This is a genomic window from Rothia santali (assembly GCF_024199905.1).
GTDB classification, from domain to species: Bacteria; Actinomycetota; Actinomycetes; order Actinomycetales; family Micrococcaceae; genus Rothia; species Rothia santali.
Genome location: NZ_JANAFB010000002.1, coordinates 23,443 through 45,071 on the forward strand (window position 1 = coordinate 23,443; position 21,629 = coordinate 45,071).

Genomic DNA, 21,629 nt, shown 5'->3' on the forward strand with positions numbered 1-21,629 from the left:
CCCATGACCGCCACCGACTACTACTCGCCCGCCGCCGAGTTCTTCGACCTCGTCGGCCACCGACACCTCGCCTCGAGCGCCCCCGCGCTGCGGACCGCGCTCGCCGGGCTCGACACCTCGCACGGGCCGATCCTCGACATCGGGGCCGGCTCGGGCCTGGTCACCGCGACCATCGCAGGCCTGCTGCCCTCGGCCCGGATCGTCTCGGCCGAGCCCTCGCCCGTGATGCGGGCCGTGCTGACCAGCCGCGTCTTCTCCGACCCGCGGCTGCGCGAGCGGGTGACCGTGGTCCCCGAGCCCGCCCAGGAGCTGCGCCTGCCGGAGTCCCTGTCCGCGGTCGTGATCTTCGGCGTGGCGGGGCACATCCCGCGACCCGAGCGGGTCGCGCTGTGGCGGCGCCTGGCCGCGTGCCTGCCGCCCGGCGCACCGATCCTCGTCGAGCTCATGGGCGTGGACTCCCCGCGGCGCATCCCCTTCGTGCGGATGTGCCGGGAGACCCTCGGCGAGCAGGTCTACGAGTGGTGGATCTCCGGCGAGCCCGCCGGTGAGGGCGTGATGCGCTGGCGCACCGAGTGGCGGGTCTTCCACGACGGGCGCCGCGTGCGCACCGTCGAGGACGAGTACGACTGGGAGACCTTCGGCGTCGAGCGCCTGGCCGAGGAGTCCGGGATGACCGTGCGACGCCTCGAGCAGCCCTCCCGCGAGTCCACCCCGGAGATCGGGGTGCTGATCCGATGACCGCGCGGAAGACGCCCTCGCCCCTGGCCCCGCTCATCGGCCCGATCCGCGGCCGGATCGTCGCGGCGGCCGTCCTGCAGGCCCTGTCCGGCGTCGTCGGGCTGGTGCCGCTGATGCTCCTCGTGGAGGTCGCCCGCGGCCTGCTCGCCCCCGGGCCGGCGCAGGCCGGGCGGCTCTGGACCCTGATCGGACTGTCCCTGCTGGCCGCGCTCCTCTCCCTGGCGCTCGGCGCGGCCTCGACCGTGGTGAGCCACCGCGCGGACGACGACATGCAGCTCTCGGTGCGCCGCCGCCTCGCCGCCCACCTGGCCCGGGTCCCGCTGGGCTGGTTCGCCCGGCACGGCTCCGGCCGGGTGAAGAAGGCCCTGCACGACGACGTGGGCGAGGTCCACGCGCTGGTGGCCCACACCGTCCCGGAGCTGGCCGGGGTGGTCGCCGTGCCCCTCGCCGCGCTCGCCTACCTGCTCGTCGTGGACTGGCAGCTGAGCGTCGTCGCGGTCCTGCTAGTCGCCGCCGGGATCGCCCTGTTCGCCCGGGCCATGGCCGGCGGTATGGCCAAGATGACCGAGTACGCCCGGGCCATGGGCGAGGTCAACGCCGCGACCGTCGAGTTCGTCCGCGGCATCCGGGTGGTCAAGCAGTACGACCGCCAAGACCGGGCCGCCTCCCGGTTCCGCGCCGCGGCCGACGCCTTCGCCGACTTCTTCCTCGCCTGGTCGCGCAGCACCACGCCCGCCACCGTGGCCTCCTTCCTCCTGCTCTCCGCGCCCTTCGTGACCGTCACGGTCGTGTCCGCCGGGGTGCTGTTCTGCGCCCTGGGCTGGAGCGAGCCGCTCGACGTCGTCGCCTTCGCCCTGCTCGCTCCGGCGCTGTGCGCGCCGATGCAGGCCATCGGCTCCCGCATGCAGCAGCTGCAGGCGGCGGGCGGTGCCGCGGGCCGGATCCGGGACCTGCTGGCCGTGCCCGGGCTCGAGACGGGGGACGAGCGGCCCGCGGGCTCCCGCGTCGAGCTCGACGGCGTCCGCTTCGCCTACGAGCCCGAGCCCGGCCGGGAGCCGCACGAGGTGCTGCGCGGTGTCGACCTCGTCCTGGAGCCGGGGACCGTGACCGCGCTGGTGGGCCCGTCCGGCGCCGGGAAGTCCACGCTGGCCACGCTGCCGGCCCGCTTCCAGGACCCCACCGCGGGGACCGTGCGCCTGGGCGGCGTCGACGTCCGGCGGGTCCCCGAGCGGATCCTGTACCGCACCGTCGGCTTCGTCTTCCAGGACGTGCAGCTGCTGCGCGCCTCGATCGCGGAGAACATCGCGCTGGCGGTTCCCGACGCCGGCCCCGAGCGCATCCGCGCCGCGGCCCGGGCCGCCCGCATCGACGAGCGGATCGAGGCCCTGCCGGCCGGGTACGACGCCGTGGTCGGCGAGGACGTCCAGCTCTCCGGCGGCGAGGCCCAACGGGTCGCGATCGCCCGCACCCTGCTCGCCGACCCGCCCGTGCTGATCCTCGACGAGGCCACCGCCGCCGTGGACCCCGCCGCCGAGCGGGAGATCCAGGACGCCGTGAGCGAGCTGGCCCGCGGCCGCACGGTCCTGGTGGTGGCCCATCGGCTGCCGACCGTGACCGGCGCGGACCGGATCGTGGTCCTCGACGACGGCCGGATCGCCGAACAGGGTTCCCACGAGGACCTGCTGGCCCGCGGCGGCCGCTACGCCGCGCTGTGGGCCGCCTGGCGCGAGGGCTCCGAGGCTCCCGCCGCTTCCGCCGCCGACCCCGAGGAGGACCCCCGATGATCCGCACCTTCCTGAGAATCCTCGGCCCGCGCCACGCCCGGGCCGTGCGACTCTCCCTCGCCCTGAGCATCCTCTCGGCCGCGCTGCACGGTGCGGTGATCGCCCTGCTCGTCCCGGTCCTGGCGCGGCTCCTGGGCCCCGGGCCCGCGAGCGCCGCGCCGTGGACCCTGGCCCTGCTCGGGGCGGCCGCGGTGTACGCCGTCGTGCGGGCCGCGAGCCTGACCGTGAGCTTCCGCAGCGGCGGGGCGGTCTCCCGGGCGCTGCACCACCGGCTCGGGGAGCACCTGGTCCGGCTGCCGGTCGGCTGGTACACCGGGCCGCGGCTCGGCGAGCTGACCCACCTGGCCACGGCAGGGGTCTCAGGGACCACCGCGCTGCCGGTGCACGTGCTGCCGCCGCTCATCGAGGCGGTCGTGGCCCCGGCCGTGGCGATCCTCGTGCTCGCCGTCTGGCAGTGGCAGCTCGCGGTCGCGGCCGCCGTGGGGCTGGGCCTGCTCGCCGCGGTGTACGCCGCCTCGGGGCGCGCGGTGTCGCGGGACGACGCCGCCCGGGACGCGATCTCCGCCGAGGCCGCCGACCGCGTCCTCGAGCACGCCCGCGCCCAGCAGGCCCTGCGCGCGGCCGGTCGCGGCGCCGAGTCGGGCTCCGCCCTGGACCGGGCCCTGCAGGAGGAGCACGTGGCCTCGCGGCGGCTGCTGCGCACCGCGGTGCCCGCCCTGTCCGCCTACTCGGCCGCGGCCCGGCTCGTGCTGACCGCCCTGGTGGCGCTGACCGTCCTGCTGTTCCTCGGCGGCTCCCCGGGCGGGCCCGCGGCGGCCGGGCTGCTGGTGCTCGTCGTGCGCTTCGTGCAGCCGGTGGCCGGTGCCGCCGAGCACGGCGCGGCGCTGCGCCTGTCCGGGCGGACGGTCCAGCGGATCGCCGCGGTCCTGGACACGCCACCGCAGCCCGAGCCGGACCGCCCGCGCGTGCCGGCCGACGGCGCCGTCGAGTTCGACCGCGTCGGCTTCTCCTACGCACCCGACGCCGCCCCCGCGCTGCGGGACGTCAGCCTGCGCGCGGAGCCCGGGACCCTGACCGCGGTCGTGGGCCCCTCCGGCTCGGGCAAGTCCACGCTGGTGCAGCTGCTGGCCCGCTTCCACGACGTCGGCTCCGGGGCCGTGCGGGTGGGCGGCGTCGACGTCCGGGAGATCGGCTCGCGCGAGCTGTCCCGGCACGTGGCGCTGGTCCCGCAGGACGTGTACCTCTTCGACGACACGGTCGCGGAGAACCTGCGCGTCGCGGCCCCCGGGGCCACGCTCGAGGACCTGGACCGGGTCGCGGCCCGCTGCGGGCTGGACGCCGTGGTCGCCGAGCTGCCCCGTGGTTGGGAGACCCGCGTCGGCGAGGGCGGGACGAGCCTGTCCGGGGGCCAGCGGCAGCGGGTCGCGATCGCCCGGGCGCTGCTCCAGGACGCCCCGGTGATCGTCCTCGACGAGGCGAGCTCCGCGCTCGACGCCGCCAACGAGGCCCTGCTGACCCGCACCGCCCGCGAGCTGGCCCGGGACCGCACGGTCCTGGTCGTGGCGCACCGGCCGGCGACGATCACCGCGGCCGACGCCGTCGTGGTCCTCGACGCCGGCCGCGTGGTCCAGCGGGGCCGCCCCCACGAGCTCGCGGCCCGCGAAGGGCTCTACGCCGAGCTGCTGCGCGGCCGCGAGGACGCCCGCGGCTGGCGCCTGGTGCCCACCGCCGGGGCCTCCTCCGGGTCCACGGCCCCGGCCGCGCCCTCCCTCCGCCGCCGGGCCCCGCCTCGCCTCCGACCGAGGCATCGGACCCCGCCTCGCAACCGGTCGAGGCATCGGGTCCCGCCGCACCCCGTCCACCGCACGCACCCCGCCAGGAGAACCCATGACCCCTCCGCCACCCCTTCGACCGCCGGCCCCGGGGCCGCCGAGCCGACCGGAGCCGCTGGCCCGCCGCCCCGGGAACGTCCACCGCCCCGACCGGCGCCCGGGATGCCGCCGCCGCGGACGACGCCGCCCCGGACTTCCCGGTCCAGCGCGGCTGTCCCTTCGCCCCGCCCGCCGAGTACGCGGCCCTGCGCCGGGCGCCCGGGCTGACCCGCGTCCGGGTCCACGGCGGCAAGCCCGCGTGGCTGGTCAGCCGGTACGCCGACGTGCGCACCGCGCTCGCCCACCCCGGCGCCAGCTCCGACGCCCGGCACCCCGCCTTCCCCGCCCTGGGCGCCGGGGAGCAGCAGGTGGCGGCCGAGCTGCGCCCCTTCATCCGGATGGACGCGCCCGAGCACACCGCCATCCGCAAGATGCTCGTCGGGGAGTTCACGCTGCGCCGGGTCCGCGCGCTGCGCCCGGAGATCGAGAGGATCTGCGAGGATCAGGCGGAGCATCTGCTGTCCCTGCCGCGGCCCGCCGACCTCGTGGCCGAGTACGCCAACCGGGTCTCGACCACGGTGATCTGCCGCCTGCTCGGCGTCCCGATGGAGGACCTCGCGTTCTTCCGCCGCGTCACCTCGGTCTCCGGCTCGCGCTCGGCCACCGCCGAGGAGGTCGGCGCGGCCCTCCACGAGCTGTTCGGGATGCTGGACCGGCTGATCGACGTCAAGGCCGAGGCGCCCGAGGACGACCTGATCAGCCGGCTCGTCCACGGTCCGCTCGCGCGCGGGGAGATCACCCGCACCTCGCTGCTGTCCCAGCTGGGGATCACCCTCAACGCGGGGCACGAGACCTCCCGCAACCTCATCCCCCTCGCCGCGCTGGACCTGCTGCGCTCGCCGGACCAGCTCGCGCTGCTGCGGGAGGACCCGGGCCGCTGGCCGGCCGCGGCCGAGGAGCTGATGCGCCACCTCTCCGTCGCCGACGCCATCACCCTGCGCGTGGCGCTGCGGGACATCGAGCTGGACGACGGCGTCATCCCGGCCGGGGACGGGTTCATCGCCCTGCTCGGCGCCGCCAACCACGACCCGGGCGCCTTCCCGGACCCCGGGCGGCTCGACGTCCTGCGCACCCGCAACGCCCACGTCGCCTTCGGCCACGGCGCCCATCAGTGCGTCGGCCAGGGCCTCGGGCGGGCCGAGGTGGAGATCGCGCTGCGCGTGCTCTTCGACCGCGTCCCGTCCCTGGCCCTCGCCGTCCCGGAAGGGGACCTGCCGATGCGCGGGGCCTCCGCGATCTTCGGCCTCGAGGAGGTTCCCGTGACCTGGTGAGACCCGCCGCCACGGCGACCCGGCGTGGACCGGTCCGGTCCCCGCACCGGCCCGGCACGGCCCGCACCGCGCGAACAGACCCGCCGCCACCCGGCGGCACCCCCGTGACCCACCGGTCACCCGCACCCCGCGGCGCCCGCCGCGGACCGACACCCGTGAAGGACCCCATGAAGACACGACCCCTCATCGCCGTGGCGAGCCTCGCCGCGCTCACCCTGGCCGGCTGCTCCGCCCAGGGCGGCTCCTCGACCGACGACTCCGCGGCCGCGGAGTCGTCCGGAGCGACCACCCTGCGCTACGCCGCCGTCGGCGCCCCCGCGGCCACGACCGACGACCCGCACGGCCGGGTCTCCAACGAGTCCGACTACCTGCGCTTCGCGATGCTCTACGACGTGCTGACCGTGACCGGCCCGGACGGCACCGCGCAGCCGCGGCTCGCGACGTCGTGGGAGCCCGTGGACGGCGACCTCTCCCGCTGGCGCATCCAGCTGCGCGACGACGCCACGTTCAGCGACGGATCACCGGTGACCGCCGACGACGTCCTGTTCTCCCTGAACCGCATCCAGGGCAAGGGCGCGGAGAACAACGGGCGCCTCTCGATGTTCGACCTCGGCGCCTCCTCGGCGACCTCCGAGCACGAGCTCGAGCTCGTCACCGCCCAGCCCTACGCCGAGGTGGGCGCGGCGCTGTCCTCCCTGACCTTCGTCGTCCCGGAGGGCTCCGAGGACTTCGCGGGCGCCGAGGTCCCGGGCTCCGGACCGTTCGCCCTCGACGCCGCCGACGACACGACCGCGACCCTGCACCGCAATGACGACTGGTGGGGCGGCGAGCCCGGCGTCGCGGAGCTGCAGATCACCGCGATGCCCGACCCCTCGGCCCGCGCCTCGGCCGTGGCCTCGGGGCAGGCCGACGTGGCCGGCAGCATCGCCCCCGCGACGGCGCAGCAGTACGAGGACTCCGACGGCTTCGAGGTCGTCCGCCGCGCCGGCGCGGTCAACTACCCGCTGGTCATGGACACCGCCGCCGAGCCCTTCGAGCACCCCGAGGTGCGCCGCGCGGTCAAGCTGGCCCTCGACCGGCAGGCGCTGGTGGACACGGTCTTCCTCGGCTACGGCGAGACCGAGGCGGACGTGCTCGGCGCGAAGGACCCCTTCGCCCCCGACCTCGCCCCCGTGGAGCGCGACGTCGACGGCGCCCGGCAGCTGCTCGACGACGCCGGCTTCCCGGACGGCGTCGAGCTGACCCTGCACTCGACCGGCTCCTACCCCGGCATGGAGGAGACCGCGACGCTCGCGGCCGCTCAGCTGGAGGAGGCCGGCTTCCGCGTCACCGTGGAGACCGACCCGCCGGACACCTACTGGAAGAAGGTCTGGAACGTCGAGCCCTTCTACCTCAACAGCCTGGGCGGCAACGGCTTCGTCGACTTCGCCCGGATGGCCCTGGTCCCGGACGGGCCGATCAACGAGACCGGGTGGACCGACCCGGCCTTCGCCGAGCGGTTCGACGAGGCCCTGGCCACCGGCGACGAGACCGAGCGCCACGAGATCCTCGCCGGGCTCCAGCGCGAGGTCGCCCAGGACGGCGGCTACGCGGTGTGGGGCCTGGGCGACGGCCTGGACCTCACGAGCGACGCCGTCGAGAACGTGCCCACCGGCACGGGCTTCAGCCGCCTGCAGATCGAGCGGATCGAGGTCGCCGGCGGATGACCCCGTCGACGACGGCGCGTCCCGGCGCCGCCACCCGGACCCGGGGGCCGCTGCGCGCGGCGGCCCCCGGGCTGGGGCGCGCCCTGCTCCTCCTCCTCGCGGTGTCCCTCCTGGTCTTCACCGCGACCGAGGTGCTGCCCGGCGACGCCGCGGACCTCCGCACGACCCCGGGGGCCGACGACGCCGCCGTCGCCGACCTGCGCACCCGGCTCGACCAGGACGGCCCCGTCTGGCAGCGTTACCTGGCCTGGGCCGCCGGCCTGCTGCGCGGGGACCTCGGCGTCTCGCTGGTCAACGACCGGCCGGTCCTCGACGCCCTGCTCCAGCGCCTGCCGGCCACGGGCGCCCTGATCCTCGCGGCCCTGGCCCTCGCCGTTCCCGCGATGCTGCTGTTCGGCTGGTGGGCCGGGTCCTCGCGGCGCCTGCACGGTCCGCTGTCCGCCGCGCTCACCGGCGGGGCGGCCCTGCCCGCGGTCGTCGTGGCCGCGGGGCTGGCGGCCGTCCTCTCGGGAATGCTCGGGCTGGTGCCGGCCGTCTCGGTCCTGCCGCCGGGCCGTCCTCCGCTGGCCGCGCCCGGTCTGCTGGTCCTTCCCGCGCTGTCCCTCGCGATGCCGACCGCGCTGTTCGGCGCGGCCCTGCTGTCCGGGGCCGTCGCCGACGCCCTCGATCGGCCGCACGTCGTGGACGCCCGGCGCCGCGGGCGCGGGCAGGCGGCCGTGGCCGCGGTCGAGGTCCTCCCCTTCGTCCTCGCCCCGCTCGTGCGGGTGCTCGCGGTCAGCGCGGGCGGGCTGCTGGCGGCCACGACCGTCGTCGAGACCCTGTTCGGCTATCCCGGGCTGGGCTCGCTGCTGGTCTCCTCCGTCTCGAGCCGGGACGTCCCGGTCGTGCAGGCGATCGCCCTGCTGGGCGCCGTGGTCGTGCTGCCCGGGCTCGCGGCGGCCGATGCCCTGGCCCGCCGCACCGACCTTCGGGAGGCTCCCGATGAGGCGGGCGCTGCTCCCCGCGCTCCTCGCGGTGGTCGCGGCGGCCGTGCTGCTCGGGCCGCTGCTGGTGCCCTTCGACCCGTCCGCTCAGGTCGCGGCGCCCTGGCGGGCCGCCGACGCCGCGCATCCGCTGGGCACCGACGCCCTGGGCCGCGACGTGCTCTCCCGGGTGCTGTCCGGCGGGGTCCTGCTCCTCGGCGTCGCGGTGCTCGCAGCGCTGCTCACCTCGGCCCTGGGGGTCCTGGGCGGCCTCGCGGCGGGGTGGGTCGGCGGCTGGGCCGAGCGGGCGCTGACCGGCGTGAGCGACCTGCTGCTCGTGGTGCCGTCCCTGCTGATCGCCCTGGTCGTGGCCACGGGGTTCCCGGGACCGGGCGCCGTCGTGGCGGCGACCGTGTGCGGCGGCGCGCCGCTGACGGTCCGGGTGGTCCGCGACGCCGTGCTCTCCGTGCGCTCGAGCGGGCACGTCGAGGCCGCGCGGTGCCGGGGCGAGCGAGGCGCGACGCTGCTGCTGCGCGAGGTCCTGCCCGCCCTGCGCGGCACCGTGACCGCGGACCTCGGGCTGCGGCTCGTGATCGCCCTGCAGGTCACCGCCGCCCTGAACGTGCTGGGCGTGGGCCTGACCGGCGCCGACGCCGACTGGGCCCGCATGGTGCGGGAGAACATGGTCGGCGTCGGCGCCAACCCCTGGGGCGTGCTCGCCCCCGCGCTCGCGCTGGGAGCCGTGACCCTCGTCCTGGCGCTGGGCGCCCAGCTGATCGGCCGCGAGCGGCCCGTCCCGATCCGAGAGGAGCCTCGCCGATGAGCGAGCCACGCACCGCCCCCGCCGTCCCCGCGCCGAGGGCGCGCACCGGTTCGGGCCTGACCGTCACCGGCCTGGGAGTCGCCGACGCCGCGGGCTGCGCCGTGCTCGCCGGGCGGGACCTGTCCGTTCCGGAGGGCACCGTCGTCGCGCTCATGGGCCCTTCCGGGGGCGGCAAGACGAGCCTCGTCCTCGGCGCTCTCGACGCCCTCGGCGAGGGCCTGTCCCGGACCGCGGGCCGGGTCGCGTGGGGCGGCGAGGAGATTCCGCCCGGCCGCGCCGCCCGGCGGTGGCGGCGCGAGCGGCTCGGCCTCCTCTCGCAGGACCCCGCCTCCGACCTCCACCCCCTGCACAGCGTCCGCCGCCTGGTGGGCCCGGAGCCGGGCGCGCCGCGGCCGCTCGGAGGCTCGCGGGGCGGTCTCACCTGGGGTGGCGCGCGGGATCGTGCCGCGCGCGACCGCCGGGCCCTGGCGATGCTGCACCGCGTCGGCCTGGGCTCCGAGCACCTCCGTCGTCGCGCCCACGAGCTGTCCGGGGGCCAGGCCCGGCGGGTCGCCATCGCGCGCGCCTTCGCCAGGGAGCCGTCGCTGCTCGTGCTGGACGAGCCCACCAGCGGCCTGGACGCGGCGGCACTGGACCTGGTGGTCGAGCTCATCGCCGAGCGCCGGGGCGCCGCGGGGCGCGCCACGATCGTGATCACCCACGACCGGGGCTTCGCCGGGAGGGTGGCCGACGCCGTCGTGGAGGTCGGCGGCGGCGCCGGGACCACGCCGCCATCCGCCCTCGCGGGCACGGGGGTGCGGCCGCCATCCGATCTCGCGGCCCCCGGGGTGCGGCCATCGTCCGCCCTCGGAGGCACGGGGCTGCGGCCACCGTCTGCCCTCGCAGTCCCGGAGGTGCGGCCACCGTCCGCCCTCGCCGTGCGGGGGCTGCGCCTGCGCGCCGGGCGGGAGGGCCCGGTGCTCCTGGACGACGTCGGGCTCGACGTCCGTCCCGGCGAGCTGGTGGCACTGGTCGGGCCCTCGGGATCCGGGAAGTCCACGCTGCTGCGCCAGATCGCGGGGCTGGTCCCTCCGGAGGCCGGCAGCGTGCGGCTGGACGGCGAGGAGGCCGCCGCGCGCGTCGAGGATCGCGACCGCTCGATGCTGCGTCGTCTGCAGCTCGTGGCGCAGGACCCCGCCGGGGCGCTCAACCCGGCGCACCGGGTGCGCACGGCCGTCTCGCGCCCCGCCCGGCTCCTGCTCGGCGAGCGGGCCCGCCGCCCGGGCCCGGGCGGCGGCGCTGACGGCCGAGGTGGGGCTCCCCCCGGAGGTCCTCGACCGCGTCCCCGCCCGGCTCTCCGGCGGCCAGCGGCAACGGGTGGCCCTGGCTCGCGCCCTGGCCTGCGAGCCCTCGGTGCTGCTGGCGGACGAGGCGACCTCGGCCCTGGACGCCGCGACGGCGCGGCTGGTCCTCGACCGCCTCGACGCACTCCGGCGCCGGCGCGGTCTCGCCGTGCTGCTGACGACGCACGACCCCGAGGTCGCCGCCCGGGCCGACGTCGTCCTCGAGATCGACCAGGACGCCCGGACGCTCGTCACGAGCAGGCCCCAAGATACTTCCCACTAGTGCGGACGCAATTCCGCACGGAAGGGGACCGGAAGGCGAGTCATCCGTCCCAGCCGGTCCCGTTCACCTACGATGTGACAGACTCCCCCGACCCGACCGACGCGAAGGACCGCCATGACCGCCGACACCCGCACCGCCCTCGTCATCGAGGACGACGACGACATCCGCCGCCTCCTGGAGATCGTGCTGCAGCAGAGCGGCTTCACGGTGACCAGCGCGATCGACGGCGCGACGGGCCTCGAGGCCGCGCGCGGCACCGACGCCGAGATCGTCACGGTCGACGTCGGGCTGCCGGACGTCGACGGCTACGAGGTCGTCCGCCGGATCCGCCCCGACTTCGGCGGCCGGATCGTGATGATCAGCGCGCGCTCGACCGACGCCGACCGCGCGGCCGGCCTCGCCGCGGGCGCGGACGCCTACCTCACCAAGCCGTTCCGCCCCCGCGAGCTGCGAGCCTCACTCGCCGAGATACTCGGCGCGGATCGCGGCGACGGTGCGCTCTCCGACACCCTCCAGCGCGGGCATGAGTGAGCGCGCGGCGTCGTAGTCCTCGGCCTGCAGGAGGTCGGTGACCTCCCGGGCGGCGCCCTCCAGCTGGCGGGCGCCGACCATGGTCGAGGACACCCGGATGCTGGCCACGGCGTCGCGGGCCCGCACCGGGGACTCCGCTGCGACCGTCTCGCGCAGGTTCGCCAGGCGCGCCGGCCAGCGCAGGACGAAGGCCGCCACGACCTCGCGGGCGTAGGTCTCGCTCTCCAGGTCCTCGGCGAGCTCCGCCAGGACCCGGGTGTCCAGGGCCAGCAGGTTCCCCACGGCGAGGGCGGGCACCAGCTCGGGGGCCACCGCGGTCTGCAGGCCGTCGGCGTTCCGCGCCGTCTTGGCCCACGAGGTGCGCTTGGTGATCATGCGGCCGATCGCCCGGGGGTAGTACAGGTAGGTGAAGTACACGTACAGCAGGTACCCCGCCCCGAGCAGCCACGAGGTCGCCCAGCCGACCCGGCGCTCGCGCCCCCAGTGCCGGTACAGCGGGCCCCACAGGGCGTAGGGCAGCACCAGGAAGACCATCCCGGCGGCCGCGACCACGAGGGTGCTGTCCCCGCCGAGGAAGCCCGCCTGCCCGCTGGTGAGCGCGACGTACAGCAGCCACGGGACGAACGCCAGGTTCATGATCATGATCCACGGCAGCGTCATGAAGTAGTGGATCTCCGCGAAGCCCGAGGCCTTGAGCGACCGGCTGCGCCGCAGCGAAGGCAGCAGGGCCGAGCACTGCATGATGCCCTGCGCCCAGCGCGTGCGCTGGGTGATGAGGCGCTTGAAGTACGGCAGGGCCTCCTGGGAGACGTAGGCCTCCCGCACGTAGTGGTTGGTGTGCCCCAGCGAGATGATGTTCAGGCCCAGCTCGTAGTCCTCGCTGAGGCTCTTGCCCCACGGCTCGGAGTGGGCCGCGGTCAGGTCCTCCAGGACGCTCAGCCGGGTGAACTGGCCGTTGCCGCCCATGCCCACCGTCCCGGTCTGGACGCGCAGGAGCTGCATCGCGGAGTTGGAGGTGCGGAACTCCATGTCCTGCATGCGGATGAGGTACCGGCCGAGCGCGTTGAGGTAGGCGCCCGCCTGCGGCCGCGGCCGGCGGTCGTTGCGGTTCTTCATCCACACCTCGATCTGCACCGCCCCGATCCCGCCGTTGCCGAAGGCGTCCGGGCCGGAGAGCAGCTCGAGGGTGTTGTCGGAGAGGTACCCGTCGGCGTCGAGCACCCCGACGACGGCGCGGCGCCGGGCCTCCGGGTCCGGGCCCACGTACTCGGCGACCCTCTTGAACGCCGCGTTCAGCGCGTCGCCCTTGCCGGTGCGCGCGTTCGGCCGGACGCGGGAGATCAGGTGGATGCGGTCGTCGAAGTCCATGAGGTCCCGGACGATCCGCGCGGTCGCGTCCTCGCTGTCGTCGTCGATGACCCACACGTGGCAGTGCGGGAAGCTGGTCCGCGCGGCCGAGACGGTCGCGGCGATCACGCTCTCCTCGTCCCGGCACGGGATCATGAGGTGCCAGCTGAACACGTCCGGGTTGCCCCCGCGCGTGGCGGGGCGCAGCGTGTAGACCCGCAGCAGCAGCGTGATGTAGGTCAGCGCGACGGCGGCGGTGATGGTCACCAGGACCAGCAGCGTGTCGTGCCACGGGTGCTGGCCGTAGGTCCCGAAGGTCCCGGAGAAGCAGAAGATGAACGACGCCGCGACGCCGTAGACCACCGCGAGCGAGAAGGCCAGCGGCCCCACCTTGGGCGGCGGCTGCCTCCTGTGTCTGCCCTTGCTCATGGACTCCCCTCTTCTGCCGGGATCGGGATGCTGACGGAGATGCTGGTGCCCCGGCCGGGGGCCGTCTTCACGGAGATGTGCCCCTCGTGGGCCTCGACGATCGCGCGGCTCAGCGACAGGCCGATGCCCGCCCCCGACGCGCCGCCCTGGGTCGCCGACTGCGTGCGGAAGAAGGGCGAGAAGATCCGCTCGCCGTCCTCAGGCTCCATGCCGGGCCCGTCGTCGGTCACGGTGAACCCGACCGCCCCGGGCGCGACGTCGGTGGAGACCCGGATGCGCCCGCCGGGCGGCGTGTACTTCACGGCGTTGGTGATGAGGTTGTTGAGCACCTGCATGATCCGCGAGCGCTCCAGGGACAGCAGCGGCGCCGGTCCACCGACCGCGGCGGTCAGCGACTGCCCCTTCTCCACGGCCTGCGGCTGCTGGGACTCCACGGCCCGCTCCACGAGCCGGCCGATGTCCGTGGGCTCGAGGTTGCGGTCGGTGCGCCCGATCCTGGTCTGCTGCTCCAGCAGCAGCTCCTCGACCAGGGTGCGCAGGTGCTTGGAGTTGCGGAGCACGACGTCGAGGTACTCGGCCATCAGCGGGTCCTCCTCGGCCTCGTCGAGCGCCAGGTCGGTGTAGCCGATGATCGAGGTGAGCGGGGTCCGCAGCTCGTGGGAGACCGTGGCGACGAACTTGTCCCGCTCCCGGACTGCGTCCTGCAGCTCCGTGACGTCCTGGAAGATCAGCACGGTGGCCTCGTGCTCGCCCTGGCCGTTGAGCACGTGCCGCGAGGAGACGGAGAGCGTCTTCTGCTGGGACTCGGGCGGCCCCGCCACCACGATCATGCCCTCGAAGATCTCTCCCCGCGCGGCCCGGTAGGCCGGCCGCTCGGTCACGGGCACCGGCGTCTTGCCGTTGGGCCGGTAGATGAAGTGGCCGGCCTCGGTCTTGTCGGCGTTGGTCGGCGGGGAGACCAGGGTGTGGATGGTCCGCTGAGCCCGGTTGTACAGGACGTCGTTGCCGTCGACGTCGAGCACCAGGATGCCCACGTTCAGGGCCTCGCCGACGCCGGTGAGCAGGCGGGCCTGGGTGCGCGCGATCCGGTGCAGCCGCTCCTTCTGCCGCTGGGCGGTCACCAGCCGGTTCAGGTTGTGCTCCATCCGCTGGTAGAGCAGCAGCGCGAGCCAGGAGATCAGGAGGACCGCGAGCGGCAGCAGCGAGTTGCGCACGAGCCCGCCGGGCGAGAAGTACGGCGGGATGTAGAACAGCGAGGGGACCGAGACGGCCACCACCGAGACGACGACGGCGATGATCAGCCCGCGCCGCTGCAGCAGGATGACCAGCCAGATGGCGGGGGCGAACAGCAGCAGCGAGAGCGAGATGCCCTCGGGCAGCAGGCCGAGCCTGAGCAGCCCGACCGAGACCATGTCCCCCACCGGGAGCAGGGCGATCCAGCGCGGCGCCGCGCGCTCCCACGGCAGCAGGACGCCGAGCGCCGTGACGCCCAGGCAGAGCCCGACGCCGCTCCACAGGAACCCGGGCCGGATGTTCAGGTCCAGCGTGGCCGTGTAGGCGATGACGGCAAGCATGAGCAGCAGCGTGAAGAGGCACTCGGGCACGACGACGCGCAGCCGGGCGTTCTGGGCGATCGCCTCGGTGCGCCACCAGCGCCGGTCCGTGCCGGTGCCGCGGTTCGCCGTCATGGCCATGGTCTCGGTCCCGCCCGTCGTCTCGGAGAATCCTCGGTTACCGCTCGGTCTACTCGCAGGTAAGCGGTACCGATGTTATCCAAGACGCCCTGGTCATCCCGGGTATGACGCGGGTTCGCGGGGGTGCGAGCCGGGAGCGGTCCCGGCCGAGTGGCCCCGACCGACCGGGCCTCCGCCCCGCGGGAGACAGGCGTACCCTGACATCAATGGCTAAGAACGCGCACCCCCAGCACTCCTCGCGACTCGGACCCGCCCAGGTGGGCCCGGAGCGCATCCACGCCGTCCCGCCGGAGAAGTCGGCGTACCGGCGATGGTTCGCGACCCTGAACCCCTCCCTGCAGCTGGTCCTGCTCCAGCTGTGGATGCCCACGTTCATGGCCGTGATGTTCGTCCTGTGCTACGTGGGGGCGTTCCAGAGCACGGCCCCGCGCGAGGTGCCCATCGGGATCGTCGGCCAGTCCAGCGCCGTCGAGACCTACCAGGGGATCGCGGACCAGGCGGCGCCGGGGGCGTGGTCCTTCGTCGACGTGCCGGACGAGGCCTCCGCGCAGGAGCAGGTCCGCTCCGGGGAGATCGCCGCCGCCTACGACGTCGGGGACAACTCGCTGATCGTGGCCTCGGCGCACCAGGCGCAGGCCGCCAACCTGATCCCCGCCTACCTGAGCCCGCTGCTGAACCCGGACCAGCCGCCGCAGCGGGAGGACGTCGCGCCGCTGCCGATGGGCGACGTCGGCATGAGCCCCATGTACCTGATGCTCGCGTGGTGCATCTCCGGGTACCTCGCGGCGATGTTCATCGGGCTGATGGGCGGGCCGCTGCGGCGGACGACGCGGCTGCTGGTGATCCTGGCGGTCAGCTTCGTCCTGTCCTTCATCACGTGCTTCCTGGTCTCGCCCGTGCTGGGCGCGATCGAGGGGCACTTCTGGCAGCTGTGGGGCCTGGGCTGGATGTGGGCCCTGGCCGTGGGGGTCGCGGTCAACGGCCTGAGCTACTTCTGCGGGCGGTTCATCGCCGCGCCCGCCATGACGATCTTCATCTTCCTCTCGATCCCCGCCTCGGGCGCCGCCTTCCCCGAGTGGTTCATGCCCGAGCCGTTCCGCTGGCTCAACAACGTGGTGGTGGGATCCGGCATCACGGAGATGCTGAAGCGGCTGATCTACGACGTCGGGCCCGGCTACTCCCGCGGGTGGATCATGCTGGCCTGCTACGCCGCCGTCGGGCTGCTGCTGACGCTGGTGGGCAAGCGGTACTGGGAGTGGCAGCGGGTCCGCCGCATGCTCCGGGGTAAGACCACGATGATGCAGGACGCCCAGCGCGCGAGCGGCCAGCAGCACGAGAAGGACCGCGAGGAGATCCTGGACGACTTCGGCCTCCGGGCCACGACGCAGGGGATCATCGTCCAGCAGGGCCCGGCCCGGCCGCCCCGGGAGACCCCGCCCTCCGGCTCCCCGGGCGACGCCGGCGTCTCGACCGACACCACGAGCATGTGGGCGCTCGGCGGGCCGCTGGAGCAGGAGCTCGCGCGTCCGGACGAGGGGGCGGTGGGCCGGTCCGACGAGGAGACACTCGGCCGATCCGGCGAGGACCGGGCCGACGAGGAGATTGGCCGCTCCGCTGGAACGCCGCCCGCCGGAGAGGTCGCCCCCTCCGGCGGGAAGGAGTCCGGGCGGCCGGGCGGGTCCTGACCCACCCGGCCGGTCGGCCGCCCCCGGGTCACCCGGCCTGGAACTCGCCGTCGACCCAGCGGTAGTCGGTGAACTCGCCCGGCCCGTCCTGGACGCGGATGCGCGGCTCGCCGCTCTCCGGGTCGGCGTCGACGAGCTGCGCCTGGGCGAACGGCGCGGACCCGTCCGAGGACGGCAGGGTGCCGCGCGAGTCGTAGCCGGACTCGGTGGGCGTGAGCACCGTCAGGCCGTCGCCGACGAGGTAGACGTTGCCGTGGATGTCGACGTTCCCGCCGTCCGGCAGGTCGATCTCGGGCACGGGCTGCACCTGGTCGGGTCCGAACCCGACGGCCTGGCCGCCCTCGGAGGAGGCGAAGCCGACGGCCCGGCCGTCCTGGTACACGGCGTAGGCCCCGTCACCGGTCGAGGGCGCAGACCCCGGCCCGCTCGTCGCCTGGAAGTAGGTGCGGATCTCCAGGGGGCCGAGGCGCGGGTGGTCGACCTGCAGGGATCCGGTCTGGTTCCAGACGCCCTGGCCGGTCCACGTGTCCGGGATGCCGGGCAGCTGGGGGCTGGCCGGGGCGCCGCCAGCCTCGCTCACGCAGTGAGGGGACGGTGCGCTCGCGGCGACGGCGGGGCTGCCGGCGAAGGGCGCGATCATCAGGGTCAGCGCCGCGGCGGCGGTGGTGGTCATCGTCGTCTTGCGACCCATGGCGGGTCACCTCCTGGGCCGGGTGCTCCGCAGAAGGTCTTCCGCGAGGGGCGAGCGGCCCGGCGTCGATCGGTGTTGCCCTCCCGACCTTTCCAGCGGGGAGAGACGGCTCACAACGGCTCGGGGCGAGATGACGTGTCAGACGAGTCGTCCGCCCCGCGGCCGCGCGGCGTCGGGGCCGCAGATGACGATCCGGGGGGCGGGTCGCATTCCGCGCCGCCGCCCGCGGTCCCTCAGACCCGCTCGAGCAGCAGCGCCGCCCCCTGCCCGACGCCGACGCACATCGTCGCCAGCCCGCGCTCGGCGCCCTCGCGCTCCATCCGGCCCATCAGGGTGATCGCGATCCGCGAGCCCGAGGAGCCGAGCGGGTGCCCCAGGGCAATCGCGCCGCCGTCGCGGTTCACGGTCTCCGGATCCAGCCCCAGCCGCCGGACGCAGGCCAGGGACTGCGTCGCGAAAGCCTCGTTGAGCTCGACGGCGCCCACCGACGCCAGCTCCCACCCGGTCCGCTCCAGCGCCTTCCGCGTGGCCGGGACGGGCCCGATCCCCATGATCTCGGGCGCGACGCCGGCCGCCGCCGAGCCCGCGACCCGCACCCGCGGCGTCAGCCCCAGCCGCTCCACAGCCCGCTCCGAGGCGACGACCACCGCCGAGGCGCCGTCGTTGAGCGAGGAGGAGTTCCCGGCGGTCACGACGCCGCCGGGCCGCACCACGGGCTTCAGCCGCCCCAGCACCTCGGCCGTGGTGCCCGGCCGCGGCCCCTCGTCCGCGTCGACCGTGTGCGCCTCGCCCTTGTGGCCCCTCACCTCGACCGGCACGATCTCCTCCCGGAACGAGCCCGCCGCGATCGCTGCCAGCGCCCGCTCGTGGGAGCGCACCGCGAAGGCGTCGGCGTCCTCGCGGGTGATGCCGTCCACCGCGGCGAGCTCCTCGGCGGTCTCCGGCATGGAGTAGGTGGTCTTGCCGCCGCGGGACAGCTCGCCCGAGACGAACTCCGGGTGGGGGAACCGCCAGCCGATCGAGGTGTCCACGACCTCGCCCGGCTTGGCGAAGGGCTTCGAGGGCTTCTCCATGACCCAGGGCGCGCGGGACATCGACTCGACGCCGCCGGCCACCACGACGTCGGCGTCCCCGGCCCGGACCATCTGGGAGGCGAGCATGATCGCCGACATCCCCGAGGCGCACAGCCGGTTGACGGTCAGCCCCGGCACTGAGTCCGGGTACCCGGCCAGCAGCCAGGCCATCCGGGCCACGTTGCGGTTCTCCTCGCCGGCGCCGTTGGCGTTGCCCAGGACGACCTCGTCCACGACGCCGGGGTCCCCGACGCCGGCCCGCTCCAGGGCGGCGCGCACGGTCAGCGCCGCGAGGTCGTCCGGGCGCACCGAGGAGAGCGCCCCGCCGTAGCGACCCACGGGGGTCCGCGCTCCCCCGACCAAGAATGCCTGTTCCATGACCCATCCGTTCCTCGACGTCTAGATCACAACTTGTCACGGGATGCTTATTGCGTCCAATAGTCAGTCGCGACCGTTGTCATAAGCTGGAGTGATCAATGCGCCCGCGGAGGGGACGCGCCACGGAGGAGGGCACATGGAGCTGAGGCACCTGACGGGGTTCATCGCGACCGCCGAGGAGCTGCACTTCGGCCGGGCCGCGCGGCGGCTGCACCTGGCCCAGCCCGCGCTGAGCCAGCAGATCCGGCAGCTGGAGGCCGAGCTCGGCGTCGAGCTCTTCCACCGCAGCACGCGCTCGGTGGTCCTGAGCGACGCCGGTGCGGCCCTGCTGGAGCCCGCCCGGAAGATCCTGGAGGACGTCGAGCTGCTGCGGCGGCGGGCCACGCTGGGGGCGGGCGAGATCGCCGGGCGGGTCACGCTCGGGTTCACCGGGGCGAGCAGCCGCGGCGTCCTGCCCGAGCTCGCCCGCGCCGTACGGGCGGAGCGGCCCGGGATCGAGCTGGTCCTCGTGGGGCAGACCTACGCCGGGACGGCCGTGGCGGACATCGCGGCCGGGCGGCTCGACATCGGCTTCGCGCGGCTGCCCGTCGCCGACCCCGGCCTGCGCACGCTGGCCTTCGCCCGGGAGGAGCTCGTCGTCGCGCTCCCCTCGGACCATCCGTTGGCCGAGCGGGAGCGGATCGCGGTGGCCGAACTGGCCGGGGAGCCGTTCGTGACCTTCCCGGGAGTGCAGGGCTCCAGCGTCCGGGACGCCCTGGTCCGGGCGGCCCTCGACGCCGGGTTCGCGCCGCGGATCGTGCAGGAGGCGCCGGACTCGTACACGATCCTGAGCCTCGTCGCGGCCGGGGTGGGGGTGACCCTGACCGTCTCATCGGTACGGCACATCGCGACGCCGGGGCTGGTCTTCCGCGAGCTGACGGACCCGCCGGCGCCGCTGGAGGCCGTGCTGGTCTCGCGGCGGGAGGAGCGCTCGGCCGCGGTGCGGGCGGTGTGGGAGATCGCCGGGCGGGTGCTGAGTGCGGGCGCGGACGGTTGACCGGGGCCGGTGAGGCGCGGCCTGCGGGGTGGGGCCGACGGGTCGGGGTCTGCGCGGTGGGGCCGGTGCGCCGGGAGCCGCGGGTGGGGTCGACGAGCCGCGCTCGGCGCGAGAGCGGCTCGAGGTGACATCGCATAAACATATTGCAATGTGTTTATGTGTGTGATTGACTCGATCCATGCGAGACGAACCCGGCCTGACCGCGGCGGCACAGCTGTTCAAGGTGCTGGGAAACGAGTCCCGGCTGAGCCTGCTGCTGCTCGTGAAGAGCCGGCCGCAGACCGTGGGTGAGCTGGTCGAGGCGTCCGGCCTCTCCCAGCCGCTCGTCTCGCAGCATCTGAAGACGCTCCGCCTCGCGGGGCTCGTCACGGCCGACCGGCACAGCAGGCAGGTCGTCCACTCGATCGCCGACGACCACGTGGCCCACGTGGTGGCCGACGCTCTCGCCCACGTCCGGGAGGGCGCCCCGCACTCCTCGGACGCACCCCGACCACATCCTCCGGAAGGATCCGCCATGAGCACCACCGACACCCACGCCGAGCACACCGTCGCCGAGCACGAGCACGGCGAGAACTGCGGCCACGAGGCCGTGGAGCACGGCGACCACGTGGACTACGTCCACGGCACCCACCGCCACGCCCTGCACGAGGACCACTACGACGAGCACGAGGCCGTCGCCGAGCACTCGGTGGCCGAGCACGAGCACGGCGAGGGCTGCGGCCACGAGACGGTGGAGCACGGCGACCACGTCGACTACCTCCACGACGGCCACCAGCACGCCGCCCACGGGGACCACTACGACGAGCACTGAGCCGTGCGGGCGGTGAGCCGTCCTGGCGCCAAGTCATCCGGGCGGTGAGCCGTCCGGACGCGCCGCCGGCTCACCCCTTCACGAGCAGCCAGTGCGCGCCGTCGACCCGCCGCGCCGAAAGCCCGACGTCGGCCGCCTCGGCGACCAGCACGTCCGCTTCGGGATGGCGGTAGTCGAACTCGGCGACGTCCTCGACGACGACCCGCTCCCCCTCCAGCGTCAGGTAGGTCATGCGCCAGCGCATGAGCTCGGCGTCGGCGCCGCCCGCCGGCCACGCCTCGGCGATGCACCGGTAGGTGAGGTCGCCGATCACCGCGGCCGTGAACTCCTCGGCGGGGAGCTCGGTGGGCCGAGCCGGCGGCAGGAGGTCCAGGAGCGCGCCGCCGCCGCGGGGAAGCCGGGCGGCGAGCTCGGCCAGGACGGCCCGGCGCTCCCCGCCGTCGAAGTGGCCGATGACCCCGAGCGCGAGCGCGCCGCCGAGCCGCCGGGGCAGGTCCGCGGAGAAGAAGTCCTCGGGGTGCACCGTGATCCGCTCGAACCACTCCGGGTGCTCGGCGATCCGCCCCAGGGCGAGCGAGCGCATCGAGCGGCTGGGCTCGATCGCCATCACGCGGGCGGACGGGACGCGGTCCAGGATGACAGCGGCGGCGGCCGCGGATCCGGCGCCGACGTCGAGGATCGGCCCTTCCTCCGGGCGCAGCAGCGGCAGCAGCTCGCCCAGCGCCGCGAGCCGGGCCGGCCGCGCCGGAGCCGAGAAGAGGTCGAAGGCGGAGGCCGTCGCCGCATAGGATTCCCGCTCCGCGACCATGCGGCCCCCTCACCCCGCTCCTTGGCGGATCGACTGGTGCCAGCATAGTCTTTGCGAATGAGTCTCATCAAGATTCAGCGTTCTCACCGGTGGCACGGGTCCATCAAACCCTGCCCTGCCTCGACGCCGGCAAGGGACGACGCCGTGCAACGCTTCCGAACGCCTCGCCCTGCCGCCCATCCGGACGGCCCGGCCTGCTCCGCTTCACCCCTGCCCCACCGTCTCAGAGAGCCGGCACCGGTACCGCGTTCCCGCCATCGGCTGCACGAACGCCACGGGCTGAGCACGCTGAGGCGAGCCCGGCTGAGGAAGCCGAGGTGAGTGCC

Annotated in this window: 16 protein-coding genes and 2 pseudogenes; 13 read left to right on the top strand and 5 right to left on the bottom strand. The window is 75.0% G+C overall.

The genetic code is table 11. The annotated features are described in order from the left end of the window. Positions 1–3 precede the first annotated feature (3 nt). From NBM05_RS01090 to NBM05_RS01125, 10 genes and pseudogenes are all read left to right on the top strand, one after another. Positions 4–738 (top strand): class I SAM-dependent methyltransferase, encoded by a 735-nt coding sequence (locus NBM05_RS01090; RefSeq protein WP_254164435.1) that lies wholly within the window; start codon positions 4–6, stop codon positions 736–738. Beyond that, on the top strand, positions 735–2,522 hold the full coding sequence (locus NBM05_RS01095; protein WP_254164437.1) for an ABC transporter ATP-binding protein: 1,788 nt from the start codon (positions 735–737) through the stop codon (positions 2,520–2,522). Before NBM05_RS01090 ends, NBM05_RS01095 begins: the two co-directional genes overlap by 4 nt. Continuing rightward, the gene (locus tag NBM05_RS01100) at positions 2,519–4,621 is read left to right on the top strand and encodes an ABC transporter ATP-binding protein (RefSeq protein ID WP_254164439.1); all 2,103 of its coding nucleotides are present in this window, start codon (positions 2,519–2,521) and stop codon (positions 4,619–4,621) included. The genes NBM05_RS01095 and NBM05_RS01100 overlap by 4 nt, the downstream gene beginning before the upstream one ends. Before the next feature lie 56 nt (positions 4,622–4,677). Then, positions 4,678–5,724 carry a cytochrome P450 gene (locus tag NBM05_RS15540; RefSeq protein WP_254164441.1) on the top strand — a complete coding sequence of 349 codons (1,047 nt, stop codon included), beginning with the start codon at positions 4,678–4,680 and terminating at the stop codon, positions 5,722–5,724. Positions 5,725–5,891: 167 nt separating this feature from the next. After that, positions 5,892–7,430, top strand: coding sequence for an ABC transporter substrate-binding protein (locus tag NBM05_RS01110; protein ID WP_254164443.1), 1,539 nt, complete (start codon positions 5,892–5,894; stop codon positions 7,428–7,430). A 383-nt stretch (positions 7,431–7,813) separates the two neighbouring features. Beyond that, positions 7,814–8,383 (top strand): annotated as a pseudogene (locus tag NBM05_RS15750) (ABC transporter permease subunit); the annotation flags it as partial. A gap of 28 nt (positions 8,384–8,411) precedes the next feature. Continuing rightward, on the top strand, positions 8,412–9,215 hold the full coding sequence (locus tag NBM05_RS15295) for an ABC transporter permease (protein ID WP_302183588.1): 804 nt from the start codon (positions 8,412–8,414) through the stop codon (positions 9,213–9,215). Beyond that, positions 9,212–10,414 (top strand): annotated as a pseudogene (locus NBM05_RS15755) (ATP-binding cassette domain-containing protein); the annotation flags it as partial. The gene NBM05_RS15295 and the pseudogene NBM05_RS15755, both read left to right, overlap by 4 nt. Then, entirely contained in the window at positions 10,341–10,820 is a 480-nt protein-coding gene (locus tag NBM05_RS15300) for an ATP-binding cassette domain-containing protein (RefSeq protein ID WP_309248091.1), read from the top strand. The pseudogene NBM05_RS15755 and the gene NBM05_RS15300, both read left to right, overlap by 74 nt. Positions 10,821–10,934: 114 nt before the next feature. Continuing rightward, positions 10,935–11,351, top strand: coding sequence for a response regulator transcription factor (locus tag NBM05_RS01125; RefSeq protein WP_254164445.1), 417 nt, complete (start codon positions 10,935–10,937; stop codon positions 11,349–11,351). Here NBM05_RS01125 and NBM05_RS01130 read toward each other — a convergent pair. Together NBM05_RS01130 and NBM05_RS01135 are read right to left on the bottom strand one after the other, a co-directional pair. Beyond that, positions 11,277–13,127: a glycosyltransferase family 2 protein gene (locus tag NBM05_RS01130; protein ID WP_254164447.1), complete on the bottom strand. Its 1,851-nt coding sequence runs from the start codon at positions 13,125–13,127 to the stop codon at positions 11,277–11,279. The two genes, NBM05_RS01125 and NBM05_RS01130, sit on opposite strands and share 75 nt — an antisense overlap. Further along, positions 13,124–14,815, bottom strand: a complete 1,692-nt coding sequence (locus tag NBM05_RS01135; protein ID WP_254164449.1) for a sensor histidine kinase — start codon at positions 14,813–14,815, stop codon at positions 13,124–13,126. The genes NBM05_RS01130 and NBM05_RS01135 overlap by 4 nt, the downstream gene beginning before the upstream one ends. Positions 14,816–15,027: 212 nt before the next feature. Between NBM05_RS01135 and NBM05_RS01140 the strand changes: the two genes are divergently transcribed. Then, entirely contained in the window at positions 15,028–16,506 is a 1,479-nt protein-coding gene (locus NBM05_RS01140) for an ABC transporter permease (RefSeq protein WP_254164451.1), read from the top strand. A gap of 28 nt (positions 16,507–16,534) precedes the next feature. On the opposite strand, the gene NBM05_RS01145 is transcribed toward NBM05_RS01140, so the two are convergent. After that, on the bottom strand, positions 16,535–17,197 hold the full coding sequence (locus NBM05_RS01145) for a hypothetical protein (protein ID WP_254164453.1): 663 nt from the start codon (positions 17,195–17,197) through the stop codon (positions 16,535–16,537). Positions 17,198–17,430: 233 nt separating this feature from the next. Then, positions 17,431–18,648 carry a thiolase family protein gene (locus NBM05_RS01150; RefSeq protein WP_254164455.1) on the bottom strand — a complete coding sequence of 406 codons (1,218 nt, stop codon included), beginning with the start codon at positions 18,646–18,648 and terminating at the stop codon, positions 17,431–17,433. A 136-nt stretch (positions 18,649–18,784) separates the two neighbouring features. Here NBM05_RS01150 and NBM05_RS01155 point away from each other — a divergent pair, with 136 nt between their 5' ends. Both NBM05_RS01155 and NBM05_RS01160 read left to right on the top strand, forming a co-directional pair. Next, positions 18,785–19,684 (top strand): LysR family transcriptional regulator, encoded by a 900-nt coding sequence (locus tag NBM05_RS01155; RefSeq protein ID WP_254164457.1) that lies wholly within the window; start codon positions 18,785–18,787, stop codon positions 19,682–19,684. 178 nt (positions 19,685–19,862) lie between these two features. Continuing rightward, entirely contained in the window at positions 19,863–20,495 is a 633-nt protein-coding gene (locus NBM05_RS01160) for an ArsR/SmtB family transcription factor (protein WP_254164459.1), read from the top strand. Between the two features lie 70 nt (positions 20,496–20,565). Here NBM05_RS01160 and NBM05_RS01165 read toward each other — a convergent pair whose 3' ends face one another. After that, positions 20,566–21,303 carry a methyltransferase domain-containing protein gene (locus NBM05_RS01165; protein ID WP_254164461.1) on the bottom strand — a complete coding sequence of 246 codons (738 nt, stop codon included), beginning with the start codon at positions 21,301–21,303 and terminating at the stop codon, positions 20,566–20,568. Positions 21,304–21,629: the final 326 nt, after the last annotated feature.